This is a genomic window from Peribacillus sp. NPDC097675 (assembly GCF_050277655.1).
Lineage (GTDB): Bacteria > Bacillota > Bacilli > Bacillales > DSM-1321 > Peribacillus.
In genome coordinates, this window is sequence record NZ_JBNNSK010000001.1 from 535,806 (window position 1) to 551,511 (window position 15,706).

Sequence of the window (15,706 nt, forward strand, 5' to 3'; positions counted from 1 at the left end):
TTGTTAGCGATGTCGAAAAATGATTTATCGATATCGTCTACAACGGATCTCTTTTTTTCAATTTCTACAATAATAGTATTCAAGCATTAAGCGGGCATTACCAGCTATGTTGGAATCATTGTGACAATATAGTGAAAAGTTAATGAAAGGGGAACAGATTTAGCTATTTATCTGCATTTGCTAAGAAATAATATTAGGCATACAAGCATTCATTTTGTAAAATAAACGATAGGAGGCTGGTTACTAAATGTATAATGCAATTAAAATTCTCGTGGTGGATGATGAGGAAAGAATCCGCCGCTTGCTAAAAATGTATTTAGAAAGAGAAGAATATATAATCGATGAAGCAGAAAATGGAGAGGTTGCTTTAACAAAAGCTCTCGAAAATGATTATGATTTAATCTTATTGGATATTATGATGCCAGGTAAAGATGGGATTGAAGTATGTCGTGAATTAAGAGAGAAAAAAACGACACCTATCATCATGCTGACCGCTAAAGGGGAAGAAGTCAATCGAGTGCAAGGGTTCGAAGTGGGGACAGATGATTACATAGTCAAACCATTCAGTCCACGTGAAGTAGTATTGAGGGTTAAAGCATTATTGCGTCGTTCTTCCAACGCAAATTACATGCAGACTGAAACATCAGCGAAAGATGTGATTGTCTTTTCCCATCTAACGATTGATAATGATGCCCATCGTGTTCTTGCGGATGGGAAGGATGTTTCACTTACGCCCAAAGAATATGAATTATTATATTTCCTGGCGAAATCACCTGATAAAGTTTTTGATCGAGAGCAGTTGTTAAAAGAAGTGTGGCATTATGAATTCTTTGGAGACCTTCGAACTGTGGACACGCATGTAAAACGCCTGCGTGAAAAGTTAAACCGTATATCCGAAAATGCTGCCAAGATGATTGTCACTGTTTGGGGCGTCGGTTACAAGTTCGAAGTAATAAACGACTGATGTTGTGGGGCAGTGTTGTTGGTAAACTTTGGGCAACGATTCTTCTGCTTGTCTCTTTTGTGTTGATGGTTTTAACTGTGCTTCTAGTTGAATTCTTTGATAACTTTCAGATAGAAAGTGTCGAGAATGATTTGACTAAAATGGCACAGCAAATCATCGCGGTCACGAATGAACATGGAGGCACTGGGGACGACGTTCTGCAAATAGCTTCTGAGTTAATAGGTGATGAAACAAAAGTCATTATCTTGAATGATGACAAGATGGTCTTTTCATCGGATGATGAGAATGGCATTAACATAACTCCTGAATTCTTTAAAGATGATCCAGAATTAATCAAGGTGTTTACAGAGGGAAAAACGATAAAAAAAGAAATGACGCTTCAATCAGAAGGCAAAGGCAATGATACATTGTCAGCATTTGTAGTGGGAGTCCCTCTTGAGTTAAAAGGGCAGCAAGATGAATTCTTTTTGATCCAGTCATTGGAATCGATGCAAGAAACAACTAAGTCAACTACCCAATTCATACTCTTAGCAGCGGGAATCGCCATCATATTGACGACAATTTTCGCTTTCTTCTTATCAACAAGAATCAACGCACCACTTGTTAAGATGAGAGAAGCTGCGTTGGCGATAGCTCGGGGGAAATTCGACACCAAGGTACCCATTCTCACTCAGGATGAGATTGGCGAATTGGCCATTGCATTTAACCAGATGAGAAAACAGTTGAAATTCAACATGAATGCTCTCAGCCAGGAAAAGGAGCATCTTGCGAGCATTTTGAGCAGTATGGCAGATGGGGTAATTACATTCAATAAAGATGGCACGATTTTAGAAGCGAATCCCCCGGCTGAACGGTTCTTGCAAGCCTGGTACTTTGAGAAAGGTTACAACCGGGAAGACAATATGAGTGTACCATCCGTGCTGATGAATCTATTTGATGAATCTGAGTCTCTCGATAAGGAACAAGTTGGCGAAATCACTATACAAGGAAGAAATTGGGGGATGATAGTCAGTCCTTTATATTCAAATGCGGATAATATTCGCGGAGCTGTAGCCATCATTCGTGATATGAGTGATGAAAGGCGCATGGATAAACTCAGGACGGACTTCATCGCTAATGTGTCCCATGAGTTGAGAACTCCGATATCGATGCTTCAAGGGTATAGTGAAGCGATTGTAGATGACATAGCAGGCAGTGAAGAAGAAAAAATGGAAATGGCTCAGATAATTTATGATGAATCATTAAGGATGGGACGCTTAGTTAATGACTTATTAGATTTGGCCAGATTGGAATCAGGGAAAATGAACCTTAGTTATGACTTGATTTCTGTTTCCCCTTATTTAAAAAGGATTACAAGTAAGTTTCAAGGACTGGCTAGAGATAAAGGGATAACGATTACGACACATTTACAGGACGAGGGAATCACATGGAATTTTGATCCTGATAGAATTGAGCAGGTCTTGACGAATCTCATTGATAATGCAATTCGACATACGCCTGCAGGCGGGAAAATCGATGTCCTGCAAAAAATGAGTGATCGAAGAGGGTTGATTATAGATGTGACGGATTCAGGTTCAGGGATTCCGGAAGAAGATTTGCCATTCGTCTTCGAAAGATTTTATAAAGCAGATAAGGCACGAACCCGTGGCCGTTCCGGTACAGGATTAGGCCTGGCCATCGTTAAAAATATCATTGATGCACATGAAGGATATATTTCGGTGAACAGCCTACCAGAAAAGGGAACAACATTCAGCTTTATTCTACCTCGAATGATGGAAAATCCTGAGTGAATGTCAGGTAGATTGGCAAAAAATCTTGTTACATGGGAAACGGAGTGGGCAAAGGCAATTGGATTTCAACATTGCCTTTGCCCCTTTTTATTATAAGAAAGATAATAACTTCATACGATTCCTCTTTTGGCAGCTCTCGCCTCCTTATTCATAATGATGAGCATTGCATGTGCATGGATGACTGGGGACCTGTTGTTCATGGCAACCGAAAATTGGCCTTTTCGGAAATCGAAACCATAATGGATGAACAATGCCGGCATGTTGTCAAAACAATTGAAGAAAGGGATGGATAATAGATATTTTCAGTCGTATCTGGATCAAAAACTGATTCAATCATTTTGATGAAGCGTGTCCGTTGATGCAGGTAATGCAAAATAAGGAAGTCTAAGGCCTGTCTGATTAGTTCCCTCTCATTTTTCATGGTTCATGCCCCTTAATAAAAAGGCTCTGTTAAAGCTTATTGTGTAAAAAGAGATGAAAAAATCAGAACTTCCAGTTAGGGGTTCTGATTTTTTATTATGTCTTATTCAACAAAAGCTACCCGTTAGTAAAAATATGGTATTACTTTATGGTTTTATTCTTATAACGGATAGGATGCCGATGATGACAGCAATGATATGCGTCAGTAAAAAAGTGTAAACATTAAAATATATACTATTTGTGTATTGATTAAACCAACCAAAGCGATAAATTTTAGAGTCAGGGTCAGAAGGTGTGCCACCTAACGCAATTATCAACTCACTTGTATAATTGACGATTGGGAGTATCAATAATGTGCAGGAGATTAGGGCTAAGGTTAATATGACTACACTTATTTTTCTTTTCAATTTGTTGTATGATATTTCCCTAGACATTTTATAAGTTAAAAAATAACTCAAAATAAAAATAGGTGAGAAGAGCAACATAATCAAAATACCAAAATTTCCATTGCCTGACCATACATCAGGATTAATCGTAAACATATTTTCTATGAGATAGAAACCAAGAAAAGAAAGCAGAATACTTATGAAACAAAAAAAATATATTTTTTTCAATAAACCACCTCTTTTAAGTTAAACTAAACTCCTTTAGTTGAATAGGCCATCAGTGTTTATATGACAAATTTAGATAACCTAAGCGTATCATAAGTTTTCATATTTTGTATTAAATTCCCTCTAATAATCAATTCTTTCATCGTAACTTCATTTCTTTGATGTTGAATGCTTTATAATACTTGGAACCAAGCAAGGTAATTGTTTAAATATTTGGTGGCAACACCGTTAAAACGTTGCATCCACCCTTTAAGTCTGCGGTGGTAATTATTAACATTTTGAATGTGATAAAGTCCCTTTGTACGAACTTTACCATCGGACTTGAATTGATATATATCCACACCCTTTTCATCGGCATATGTTTTGAATGCACGCCAAGAATCTGTGCATAATACATTTCCATTCGAAAGTTTATGCCCAATAGCTTTGTCTAATTGGTTGGTTTTTCGTTATTCTACCCATTCCTAAAATCTCTGAAAAAGTGGTCCTATCTCGGTCCCTCGCAACCAATAATTATTCATTGCTTATTCCACACTTCTTTGCAGAACCTCCACGCTTACGAGGTTTCCGCCCATCAATTTTCCTTTGTCCTTTTTCTGAGTACAGGAAATAGGTCTCGTCCATTTCAACGATACCTTCAAAGTTTGATATTTCAATTTGTTTTAATGAGGATAGTAGTATGTGTCTCCAATAAAATAGTGTGACGTGAGTTATGTTCCCAACTAAATCAGCAGACTTACGAAGGGAGTAACCTTCTATCATACATTCAACAAATTTAATCCACTGATTAAGATGACGAGTTCGATAAAGCACCGTATTTGTAAGGTCAGTAAATGTTTTTTTACAAGCCTTACAACGATATCGTTGTTTTTTAACTTCTTCGCCATCAACGATTGTTGTGTAATTACCGAAACGTACAATATGTTCCGATTCACAGTCTGGACATTGATAACCATTCTTATTTTTACGTTCAGATATTTCGTGAAGAACCGTTCCGGTCGAACTTGATGCAGTCAATGCATTGATTAAATATTCACATAATCGATGTTTCTCTGCTGGATTTAGTTTTTGAATAGTAGCTTTAAGGATTTCAGTCGCTCTCACAATCATCACCAACTCTAATATAGTTAACTTAATTAGAGAACGTTTGTTCCTGAAATTCAATTTTCAATAACTAACTTTAACAGAGCCAATAAAAAAAGAGGGTGCACCCAATTGAAGGGGTGCACCCTAAAACCTTATAATGAAATACGGGCCATGAAAGTAATTTCTTGAGTTTCCTCTAAGAATTGTTTCATATTATCCTCTAATGGTTTATCAAAGCTTAAAACCATGATGGCTTCTCCGCCGGCTTCTTTTCGACCTACCTGCATAGTCGCAATATTTACTGAATGATCACCAAGGATCTTACCAACGTTACCGATCACTCCTGGTTTATCGGTATGTTGGATATAAAGTAAATTAGCTTCAGGATGGAAATCGATTTTGAAACCGTTCAAATTGACAATCCGGGAACCGTAATTTTCGATGTGAGTTCCACTAATCGTTAGTTCGCGAGTGTCACCTTTGACTTTTAAACTAATCAGGTTTGAATATCCTAGGGAATCGGTAGAAACCTTTTCTCCAATGGTAATGCCTCTTTCTTTGGCAACCAATAGCGCGTTCACCTCATTGACTGAAGCATCGACTCTCGATTTAAAGAAACCTGATATTAGACTTTTAGTTAAGATGGCTGTATCAAAGTCCAAAGAGTCTCCCGCGTAAGTAACGGAAATCTCTTGTATGCCTTCTTTCATGCATTGAGAGGCAATGGAGCCCATTTGTTGGACGAGTTGATAAAAAGGCTGCACCTTTTCAAAGACTTCTTTAGATATGGCTGGAAGGTTAATGGAACTAGATACTGGATTACCTTCAAAGTAGGTTAATACTTCTTGTGCAACTTGGACGGCCACATTTAACTGGGCTTCTTTCGTCGAAGCTCCCAAATGGGGAGTAGCAATGACGTTATCAAGTTCAAGTAGTTTGTTGCCAAGTGGTGGTTCCTCAACGAATACGTCCATCGCAGCTCCAGCTACATGTCCTTCGACAATCATCTCATATAAATCATCTTCATCAAGAATTCCACCGCGAGCACAGTTTAATACGTACACGCCTTTTTTACAGGTAAGAAGTTTATCTTTATTGATTAACCCTCTAGTTTCGTTCGTCAGAGGTGTATGTACAGTGATTATATCTGCTTTTGGAAGTAACTCATCTAAAGGCAAGGGGGTTACAGACATCTTTTTTGCGCGATCAGCAGTTAGGAATGGATCGAAAACGATGACTTCCATGCCAAAAACCTTTGCGCGTTTGGCAAGTTCCCCACCAATACGTCCAAAGCCTATAATACCTAGGGTTTTACCACGAAGTTCAGTTCCCGTATAAGAGGAGCGTTTCCATTCTCCATTTTTTAGGGAAGCATAAGCTTGAGGAATATGACGCATCAAGGAGGCCATCATGGCAAAAGTATGTTCAGCTGTGGAAATAGTATTGCCATCAGGTGCGTTCACCACGACAATGCCTCGTTTAGTGGCAGCTGGGATGTCGATGTTATCGACGCCAACACCTGCACGTGCAATGATTTTTAATTTGGGCATGCGGTTCATTAAATCTTCAGTAACTTTTGTTGCACTTCTTACTAGTATCGCATCAATTTGATCAAGTTCGTTTGCTGCTTCTTCTACGGTCTTTTGAATAAGAAGAATATTGGATGCCTCTGTAAGCGGTCCGAGTCCTTCTGGTTTAATGGCATCTGCTACTAAAATCTGATACACGTGTAAACACCTTCCTAGAAAAAATTCTCTTAAATTTCAGTTAATTTTACAATTGAAGTAGCAAAATTGTCAATTTAACATTATGCTTTGTAAGCGCTTTAAAAAACATAGCCTTGTAATTTATCCGGTAGAATCCGCAATGGCAGGGGCTTTTACACGTTAATTGTCTAAAAGAAAAATTATTTTTGGATGTGCAGAACAATATTGGGAAAATGCCTTTTAGTCTAAAAAGATTGTTAATGTAATTCACTAGGGTAGATTAAACTTAATGTGAGGTAAAAATACTATTCAAAAAAAGAATAATCATATATAATGAAAAATGTAAAAGAAATTTTATAGGTCTATCTTCGGGGCGGGGCGTAATTCCCCACCGGCGGTAATGAAGAAAAATTCTTCTAAGCCCGCGAGCCTTTAGGGGCAGGATTTGGTGAGATTCCAAAGCCGACAGTATAGTCTGGATGGGAGAAGATGGAGGTTCCTGATTGCGTTCAAACAGTTAAATGCTGAACGTTTGTTTGATGAAACCTTTAATTTATCCCTTTAATTCTGTCGGAATTAAAGGGTTTTTTATTGAACATCAACATGATGAAGGATCCCTTACCTCTTTTTCACGGTAGATCAAGAAAAAGAAGGAGAGAGAGCTATGAAATCGAACAATATTAAAAAAATGGTCACCCTTGCAATGTTTGGAAGTCTTTCGTACTTACTTATGCTTTTGAATTTCCCTTTTCCAGGATTTCCACCTTTTCTGAACATCGATTTTAGTGACATACCAGCGCTTATGGCCGCATTGATTTATGGACCGCTGGCAGGGATTTTGGTTGAATTCCTGAAGAATCTGCTGGATATGGTCATGACAGGAACCGAAACGGGGGTACCAGTTGGACATATCTCCAACTTTATAGCGGGAGTATTATTCATCTTGCCAACTTACTATGTATACAAAAATATCAGCTCTAAAAAAGGTATGACGTTTGCTTTGCTAGCCGGGACAGTTTCCATGGCGATAGTTATGAGTGTCCTAAATTATTATGTCTTTTTACCGGCATATACGTTCTTTATGGGATGGGATGCAATGACGGCACCAGAATCCAGGAAATTAGTAACAGCGGCAATACTTCCGTTTAACATAATCAAAGGATTACTTATTACTTCTGTTTTCATGCTATTATTTGTTAAGCTTCAAGCATGGATTAATAAACAAGTTTTATATAAAAGTGCATAATAAAAAGAGGTGGAAAAAATTAGAAATCTGTTTTTTTCACCTCTTTTATGTATAGGTCTAAACTTCAAAGAAAAAAGCCATTCTCAAAATGAGAATGGCTTTTTAACCTATTCGAATTTAAGGGCGTCGCCTTCAAATGATTCATCCGCGACTTTAATAGAATCTGTTGGACAGCCTTCAAATGCATCCATCATGTCATCTATAAGAACATCTGGGATTTCAACGATTCCTTCGTTATCGTCTAACGTAACAAATGCAATTCCTTCATCATCATAATCGTAGATATCTGGTGCTGCCGCTCCACAAGCTCCACAAGCGATACAGGTTTCTTTATCAACAATAGTAAATTTAGCCATGATTAAAACCCCTCCTAAGTTGATATACAACTCATAACCTTTTTTATTATAGATTATTATCTCTTTCTTATTGTAAGACCGAATGCCGAACTTATCAATAGAAAATGTAACGATAATACCGCATTACATGGAATGTCAACAAAAATTATTGGAAGAATTTCATTATAATGAGTACTTATATGATATTTATACACAAATATCGATACGATTTTGACATAAAAAACGGCGGTATTTGAAGATTTTTGTTACAATATAATTGGATAAATGGAACAAGGATGTGAGCTTCATGAACAATTATCTTCAAGCAATCATTTTATATGCGATAGAAAAATTTCAAGGTGAGCGTTCCATCTTCGCTATTTATCATATGCTGCAGGGTAAAAAATCGTCCCAGACAATTCAGGATGCACATTTATTTGGATTAACGAATGTTTTTGGGACTGTCCCTCGTTTTACCCGTGATCAATTGAATCAAAACATAAGATTATTCATTGAAATGAAATTAATCGACTCAACGGGAAAAGACGATGTTTATATGATTAGTGAACAAGGAAGGGGGGCATTGACCGCCTTTTTCATAAAATGCCCACTTCCTTCTTCCATGAATGGGTGGAACTATCAAAGCATCACTCAAGATTTTTGGAGAAGACTTACTTTACTTATTCAAACTATATCCCATATTGTCCACAATGAAAGGTCATTCTATCCGATACAACAAAATCAACAAATACAGGAATTCGTTAAGTTTTTTTTATCTACCAATCGACAAAACCGAGAGTTACTTGCCCAACATCTTTATGATGAGCTTGTAACACTTTTAGAGTTACAAAGTGATTTGAGCCGTGATATTTTTGTTTTGAAAATTACGGGAGTCAATCGGGTGGGACTTACGTTTGAACAAATTGGAAAAAGGAAAGAGATTGATGAGTGGTATGTGCAGTTCGTTTTTCTCGGCTCACTGCATCATATTCTCGCAGAAATATCAACGGAAAGTGATTACCCTCTCTTGGCCTCTCTGATCAATGATTGGAAAAATGGTGGAAATCTTCATATGACACAATCCACCCAAACGACACTGCATTATATTCATGCAGGGAAAACGATACCTGAAATTGCAGAAATCCGTCGTTTAAAAGGGAATACAATAGAGGATCACCTAGTTGAAATCGTCCTATCGGATAAAAGCTTTTCGATACAGGATTATGTTTCAAACGAAGATGAGAACCAAATCATTACGGTCATTAAAGACCTTAAGACAAGAAAGCTGAAGGCTATCAAGGAAGCGGTTGATAATGACCAAATCAGTTTTTTTCAAATTAGGCTTGTACTTGCGAAAATAGGTGATAGAGGATGAATGTGAATTCAGTCTTGAAAGAAAAATTTGGATTTGACAATTTCCGTCCTGGACAGCAAGAAGTGATACAATCATTGCTTGAAGGAAACCACACTTTGGCAATGCTTCCCACGGGATCAGGTAAATCATTATGTTATCAGCTTCCTGCCTACCTCTTCAATAAGACGGTTATCATTGTTTCGCCTTTGTTGTCTTTGATGCAGGACCAGGCAGATCAGCTTAAAATGAGAGGGGAAAAAAGTGTATTGACCCTCAACTCTTTTCTGAACCCGTATCAAAAAAAACAGGCTTTTGAACGTTTGCATACGTATCGGTTTATTTTCTTATCTCCCGAAATGCTCGGGCTAGAAAATGTGATTCAGTCCTTGAAAGCCATCGATATTGGTTTGTTCGTCATTGATGAGGCTCACTGCATTTCCCAGTGGGGATATGATTTTCGTCCGGATTATTTGAATTTGGGAGAAGTGAGACATAAGTTGGATAACCCCTTAACATTAGCATTGACGGCAACCGCAACTAAAGACGTGCGCCAAGACATTATCGGGAAATTGAATATCACTTATGCCAAAGAAATCGTTTCATCCGTGGATCGAGAAAATATCTCCATACTTGTAGAAAATTTAGCGGATTATCAAGAAAAGCTTTTCCGTGTGCTTTCCTTGGTCAGGGAATTTCCAGGAAGCGGGATTATTTATTTTTCTTCGAAAAAAGTAGCTGAATCCGTTGCGGAATTTTTACAGGAAAATGGGGTCAGTAGCGTCAATTATTATCACGGTGGTATGGAACAGGAACAAAGAATGCTTATTCAGCAGCAATTCATCTTAGGACAATTAAAAATTATTTGTGCGACCAGTGCTTTTGGAATGGGAGTCAATAAAGCGGATGTTAGGTTTGTCATTCATTTTCATATGCCATCCACGATGGAATCCTACCTTCAAGAAATAGGTAGAGCGGGGCGTGACCAAAAACAAAGTGTTGCGGTATTATTATACTGTGAAGGGGACGAAGGGCTTCCCTTGCATTTGTTGGAACAACAGCTGCCCACCGATAGCCAAATCGAAGCGGTTTGTTCTTATTTAGATGATTCGAAAAGGTTCGTAGGGGATTTGCCCCTTTCTGAAAAAGAACAGCTTTACCAACGTTTTTCCTTAACTGATATACAATTTCGCTTCTTTGCACAATTTCTGACGAATAACGATCCACTATCGCAGATGACAGAGATGAAAGAGTACTGTCTGACTAGAAGAATGCAGAACCAAGCTAAATTGAATGTGTTTCTAAAGTGGATTCATACGAAGGGGTGTAGGCGTTTAGGTATTTTGCATTATTTTGAGGAAGAGCAGCAAAAAGTGAATCCCATCTGTTGCGATTGCTGTGGGATAGATGTAAAGAATATTCTAGATGTATGGCCTGCAGTAAAGGTACAACAGGTAAATTCATATTCCACATGGAAACAGGAATTAGCTTATCTTTTATTGAGTAAGGACATTAGGAATGAAAAATAAACAGGCCGAATTAATTAAACAGCTTACAGATAAACAGCTACTATATAATTTGTTCTTGACCCAAATGGTTATCTTAGCGATAGCTTTATTTTTAGGTTTCATCTTATTTGAAGATTTGTCTGATTTTCTTAACATATTTAGTTTCAATGACATGAATATTTTGTTAGTGGGCGTACCTGCAGGGATATTAGTAGTTATTTTTGATGTGAGTATGATGAAATTGACTCCAGCTTCCTATCATGATGATGGTGGAGTCAATGAACGAATCTTCAGTAGTTTACCTTATTTTATGATTTTCATTGTTGCCTTAGTGGTAGCGGTTAGTGAGGAATTATTATTTCGTGGGGTTATTCAGTCCCATATTGGACTTCTATGGACGAGCATCATCTTTGCGGCCGTACATTATCGTTATTTATTTAATTGGTTTTTATTTTTGAGTGTCCTAGTTCTTAGTTTTTTTATTGGGTTTCTGTTTGAATGGACTCAAAATGTTTTAGTGACAATAACAGCCCATTTTTTAATAGATTTTATCCTCGGGATATTAATAAGGCGTAAGTATCGAAACGGACAGTAACTGAAGAAGGTGGTGACTTAGATGAGTCGTGTAAAAGAGAGTGAAAAAGATCAGGCAGGAGAACTTCGTACGCGAGTCGATCGTCAAAAGGCGAAGTCATCTCTACCAAAGAGAAGCGAAATTCATCAAAGTAAAAAGAAAAAAAGCAAAGTGAAGATAAAGTTTCCGATGATCAAATTATTATCGCTATTTTTCATTTTGCTTCCCATAGGGTTTTATAGTCTTTATACATATCTTCAAGATAGACCTGAGAAGGATACAAAGAGTAGTGAAGTGGTGAATTTTGGTGATGGAGGGGAAACTATAGAAGAGACCGTGCCGACCACTGCAACGGCAGGAGATGTAAAGGAAAAGAAAGATAAAGACTCTGCTAAGCATAAAGAAGAAAAGTTGGAAGCGGAACAGGCCTCAGAAGAGAAAGCGAAGAAAGAGGCACAAGCTAATGAAAAAGCTAAGGCAAAAGCGAAAAAAGAGGCAGAAGCGAAGAAAGAGGCAGAAGCTAAACAAGAAGCGGAAGCAAAGGCCAAGCAAGAAGCGGAAATGAAAGCCAAAGAGGAAGCAGAAGCAAGGGCCAAACAGGAAGCAGAAGCCAAGGCTAAACGGGAAGCGGAGGCTAAAAAAACTTCTGACAATGCAACTTCCCAATCAGATAGTGACAGCTATAAAGTTGTATATCATACGGTTCAGGGAAATGAAACGCTATTCCGAATTGCCATGAACTACTACAAGTCGCAAGAAGGAATCGCGTTAATTCAGGAATGGAATGGTCTGAATGGCAATGAGATTTCCAAAGGACAAGTGTTAAAGATCCCTTTGAAAAAATAAATGAATGAGCGCTCTGTCTATAAAGTTGACAGAGCGCTTTGCTTTGCAAAGGTTTGGGATTATTTAATAGTAGAAAGGCCGTTCCATTTATCATTTTTTTCTAGACAACCTCATATCATGACTTGAGGGATACGAAAGAGGGGGAAGAAAGAATGGAACCGGCAATCATTTTACTGGATGATAAAACCGACCAGGCAGCAAAACAAATGTTACAGAACGTTGTAGTCCGCAAAAAAAAATTCGAGGCTCTTAAAAAGAAGCACCTTCATAGTTTATGGGCAACAATGATTATTGCTGCTCTTTTTTTAATTTATCTTTATTTATATATAGTTGTTCCGTATTCATATTCCTTTTTCAAAATGTTTAGTATCTTTGTTGACGATTTTAAACATTATCTATTTTTGACTGCAACCGCAGGAATTTATGGTTATATGATGATAGTCAAAAAGAAGATGGATAAAGCAGAAAAGGAATTTCAATTGCTTCGTTGTGAAATCATCAACAAAAGCAAACAATTATGGGAAAAAGAAGATGAATGGAAAAGTCGCCATAAAGTTTTTGACATGATGAAGAAGAATTATGATATTAACTTATTTCATGAAAATAAATAAAATTAGTTAAGAATATTTAATTGTGGGTAATATGGATTTATAATTGAGTGATATTTGCAATCGAAGAGAAAGAGGGTTTAGTGGAAGATGGTTTTGGCATATGGATTGTTAGGGGTGATACTACTTCTGTTTTTTTTGGTTGTTTATATGTGGCGCATGGCTAATCAGAATAGGTTGATTGTTCAAGATTTGTATTTTAACGATTTTCCGGAAGGATTTGGAGAAATACGGATTTTTTTCATATCCGATATACATCGGAGAATCATTTCGGAACAATTAATTAAAGATGTCGGAGGTAAAGTGGATTTAGTGATTATGGGAGGGGACATCCGGGAAAGTGGAGTTCCTTTAGATCGGGTCGAAAAAAATATCTTGAGTTTGAAGGAACTTGGTCCTTTATATTTTGTGTGGGGAAACAATGATTACGAAGGTGACTTTCACGAATTGGATGCGTCTCTCTTGAAGCACGGGGTCAAGATTCTGGATAATACATCCGTTTCGTTTGAGTCGGATGAAGGAGAGCATATCGCCCTCTTAGGTATAGATGATATATCTGTTGAAAGGGACAGGCTAGACCTTGCCCTATCGGATTGTGGGAATGAGAACTTCCGGATATTGATCAGTCATAACCCGCTTGTGAAAAATCAAATAAAGTCAGAACATCATATTAATCTCGTTCTATCGGGTCATACACATGGGGGACAGATTCGTATATTTGGATTTGGTCCATATTGTTTGGGTGGCATCACCACAGAAGGGGAATGTATGTACATAACGAGTAACGGATATGGGACAAGTACGGTGCCTTTGAGACTTGAAGCGAAGCCGGAAACCCATTTGTTTACAATAAAAAAAGGGAAAAGAACAGGATACGGCGACGCATTAGAGAAGGTTTATTAGGCTGATATCTTAAATGAGCATATTTGAATTTTACAGAGTGGAGATAATCCACTATAATTTCAACAAATGATGTTCTGTTATTGGAGGCCTTGTAAAATTATGCAAGAAGGTAAATATAATATAAAGGCGGTTTCTAAACTGCTGGGTATCCAGCCTGGTACTTTAAGGGCATGGGAAAGGCGATATCAATTCATTGAACCCATCAGGAATGATTCAGGTCATAGATTGTATACGGAAAAGCATCTCAAAATCTTAAAATGGCTAATCAATAAAACGGATCAAGGGTTTACGATCAGTCAAGCTGTATCACTGCTTGAGAGCTCTGAAAAGATAGAGGGAGAAGCAGTTGAAACAAAGCAAAATAACGACCAAACGGTTAAATTGACGAATGAGTTGCTTGATGCGCTCTTAGATTTTGATGAAAATAAGGCACAAACGATTATTAGTCAGGCTTTCAGTATGTATACGATTGAACATACGGTAGTTGAGATACTAGGAGGCATCCTTGTCCAAATCGGTAATAAATGGGAGAATGGGGAAATTACGTCGGCTCATGAACATTTTGCTTCTTCTATCCTCAAGGCTAGAATCAGCTCCATCATGCATACCATTCCGACAAGCGGATTGTTACCAAAAGCATTAACGGTGTGTGCACCAGGGGAAAAGCATGAATTCGGCTTGTTGATTTTTACAATCTTCCTAAAAAGAAAAGGATACGAAACGATTTATTTAGGAGAATCGATTGCAGACGATGATCTCTTTATCGTATTGAATATAATCAAACCAGCTTTTCTCTTCATGTCTTGCTCGCTTTCTGAAAATCTCCCTGGTACTTTAGAGTTGATAGATGAGCTTTGGCGAGAGTTCCCTGACCTGAAGGTTGGTCTTGGGGGAGAAGCGCTTAATCATATGTCAGAGGATAACCGAACAAAGTTCAATCATGTCTTAATCGGCGGCATCCAATCTGATTGGACTAAATGGTTGAAGTCTTGATTTTTCTTAAAAATAATGGATATGCACCTTGAGACCAAGTCTTCATATGATGTATGAAGATGGAAACCAGGGGGCATTTTTTTATGAAGTTGGAGCGATTAACGAATAATAAAATCAAGATATTCCTGACCCTTGATGATTTAATTGATAGAGGCATTACAAAAGAAGATATCTTAGGGAACTCCTTGAAAGTGCACAAATTGTTTCAAGATATGGTCGAGGAAGCATGTGAAGAACTCAGTTTTAAAATGAGTGGTTCTATTGCCATTGAGATTTTTTCTTTGCCTGCTCAGGGGTTGATCATCATCGTAACGAAAGATGAAGAAGAATTATTTAATGAAGAAGAATTCCTTGATTTACAGGTTAAAATCGATGAATCGCCCCATATCCTTTATGTTTTTCATGATTTTGAAGATGTAATCCAATTGTGTCACCGTTTGACTTTTCAAGGCATGTTAAATAGCTCTCTTTATTTTTATGAGGGTAAATATTATTTGTTGATTGAAGACGTGAAGGACGCTACTTATGAAACGGTTATCTCCTTAGCGGCTGAGTATGGTCATGCTTCGACGCTGACAATATACCGCATTAATGAATATGGAACCCGTTTAATCGCAAAGGAAGCTATACATGCTGTAAGTACACATTTCATTTAATCTTAAAGGGGAGACGAGGCAGACACTTCTAATATAGCTAAACCCAGTTTGCCTGAAGAACCTCATCGCTTTCGGTTTTAGTCTTAGAGGTTAGGGGAATAAAAAGTAA

General features: G+C 37.6%; 15 protein-coding genes, 1 pseudogene and 1 riboswitch. Of the genes and pseudogenes, 11 read left to right on the forward strand and 5 right to left on the reverse strand.

Annotated elements, in window-relative coordinates:
- The first annotated feature begins 247 nt into the window (after nucleotides 1-247).
- Both ACQKL5_RS02685 and ACQKL5_RS02690 read left to right on the forward strand, forming a co-directional pair.
- The gene (locus tag ACQKL5_RS02685; RefSeq protein WP_427606470.1) at nucleotides 248-964 is read left to right on the forward strand and encodes a response regulator; all 717 of its coding nucleotides are present in this window, start codon (nucleotides 248-250) and stop codon (nucleotides 962-964) included.
- Nucleotides 961-2,754, forward strand: a complete 1,794-nt coding sequence (locus tag ACQKL5_RS02690; RefSeq protein WP_427606607.1) for an ATP-binding protein — start codon at nucleotides 961-963, stop codon at nucleotides 2,752-2,754. The genes ACQKL5_RS02685 and ACQKL5_RS02690 overlap by 4 nt, the downstream gene beginning before the upstream one ends.
- A 196-nt stretch (nucleotides 2,755-2,950) precedes the next feature.
- Here the strand turns inward: ACQKL5_RS02690 and ACQKL5_RS02695 are convergent, their stop codons facing one another.
- The 4 genes and pseudogenes from ACQKL5_RS02695 to serA form a co-directional block, all read right to left on the reverse strand.
- Nucleotides 2,951-3,175 carry a hypothetical protein gene (locus ACQKL5_RS02695; RefSeq protein WP_427606471.1) on the reverse strand — a complete coding sequence of 75 codons (225 nt, stop codon included), beginning with the start codon at nucleotides 3,173-3,175 and terminating at the stop codon, nucleotides 2,951-2,953.
- 145 nt (nucleotides 3,176-3,320) lie between these two features.
- Complete coding sequence (locus tag ACQKL5_RS02700; RefSeq protein WP_427606472.1) at nucleotides 3,321-3,788, reverse strand: hypothetical protein; 468 nt, start codon at nucleotides 3,786-3,788, stop codon at nucleotides 3,321-3,323.
- Nucleotides 3,789-3,844: 56 nt separating this feature from the next.
- A pseudogene (locus ACQKL5_RS02705) lies at nucleotides 3,845-4,895 on the reverse strand (IS1595 family transposase).
- A 128-nt stretch (nucleotides 4,896-5,023) separates the two neighbouring features.
- Nucleotides 5,024-6,598 carry a phosphoglycerate dehydrogenase gene (gene serA, locus ACQKL5_RS02710; protein WP_427606473.1) on the reverse strand — a complete coding sequence of 525 codons (1,575 nt, stop codon included), beginning with the start codon at nucleotides 6,596-6,598 and terminating at the stop codon, nucleotides 5,024-5,026.
- A 339-nt stretch (nucleotides 6,599-6,937) separates the two neighbouring features.
- Nucleotides 6,938-7,072, forward strand: a riboswitch (FMN riboswitch).
- Between the two features lie 169 nt (nucleotides 7,073-7,241).
- On the opposite strand from serA, the gene ACQKL5_RS02715 reads away from it, so the two are divergent.
- Entirely contained in the window at nucleotides 7,242-7,823 is a 582-nt protein-coding gene (locus tag ACQKL5_RS02715) for an ECF transporter S component (RefSeq protein ID WP_427606474.1), read from the forward strand.
- A 107-nt stretch (nucleotides 7,824-7,930) separates the two neighbouring features.
- Here the strand turns inward: ACQKL5_RS02715 and ACQKL5_RS02720 are convergent, their stop codons facing one another.
- A complete protein-coding gene (locus ACQKL5_RS02720) occupies nucleotides 7,931-8,179 on the reverse strand; it encodes a ferredoxin (protein WP_402869232.1) in 249 nt (82 codons plus the stop codon).
- 286 nt (nucleotides 8,180-8,465) lie between these two features.
- Between ACQKL5_RS02720 and ACQKL5_RS02725 the strand changes: the two genes are divergently transcribed.
- From ACQKL5_RS02725 to ACQKL5_RS02760, 8 genes are all read left to right on the forward strand, one after another.
- On the forward strand, nucleotides 8,466-9,533 hold the full coding sequence (locus tag ACQKL5_RS02725; RefSeq protein WP_427606475.1) for a helix-turn-helix domain-containing protein: 1,068 nt from the start codon (nucleotides 8,466-8,468) through the stop codon (nucleotides 9,531-9,533).
- Nucleotides 9,530-11,038: a RecQ family ATP-dependent DNA helicase gene (locus tag ACQKL5_RS02730; protein WP_427606476.1), complete on the forward strand. Its 1,509-nt coding sequence runs from the start codon at nucleotides 9,530-9,532 to the stop codon at nucleotides 11,036-11,038. The genes ACQKL5_RS02725 and ACQKL5_RS02730 overlap by 4 nt, the downstream gene beginning before the upstream one ends.
- Entirely contained in the window at nucleotides 11,028-11,612 is a 585-nt protein-coding gene (locus ACQKL5_RS02735; protein ID WP_427606477.1) for a CPBP family intramembrane glutamic endopeptidase, read from the forward strand. Before ACQKL5_RS02730 ends, ACQKL5_RS02735 begins: the two co-directional genes overlap by 11 nt.
- Before the next feature lie 21 nt (nucleotides 11,613-11,633).
- Nucleotides 11,634-12,437 (forward strand): LysM peptidoglycan-binding domain-containing protein, encoded by an 804-nt coding sequence (locus ACQKL5_RS02740; protein ID WP_427606478.1) that lies wholly within the window; start codon nucleotides 11,634-11,636, stop codon nucleotides 12,435-12,437.
- 152 nt (nucleotides 12,438-12,589) lie between these two features.
- Complete coding sequence (locus tag ACQKL5_RS02745) at nucleotides 12,590-13,048, forward strand: YpbF family protein (RefSeq protein WP_427606479.1); 459 nt, start codon at nucleotides 12,590-12,592, stop codon at nucleotides 13,046-13,048.
- Nucleotides 13,049-13,183: 135 nt separating this feature from the next.
- Nucleotides 13,184-13,948, forward strand: a complete 765-nt coding sequence (locus ACQKL5_RS02750; RefSeq protein ID WP_427606480.1) for a metallophosphoesterase — start codon at nucleotides 13,184-13,186, stop codon at nucleotides 13,946-13,948.
- Nucleotides 13,949-14,047: 99 nt separating this feature from the next.
- Complete coding sequence (locus ACQKL5_RS02755) at nucleotides 14,048-14,941, forward strand: MerR family transcriptional regulator (protein WP_427606481.1); 894 nt, start codon at nucleotides 14,048-14,050, stop codon at nucleotides 14,939-14,941.
- 83 nt (nucleotides 14,942-15,024) lie between these two features.
- A complete protein-coding gene (locus ACQKL5_RS02760) occupies nucleotides 15,025-15,597 on the forward strand; it encodes a genetic competence negative regulator (protein ID WP_427606482.1) in 573 nt (190 codons plus the stop codon).
- The last annotated feature ends 109 nt before the right edge of the window (nucleotides 15,598-15,706 follow it).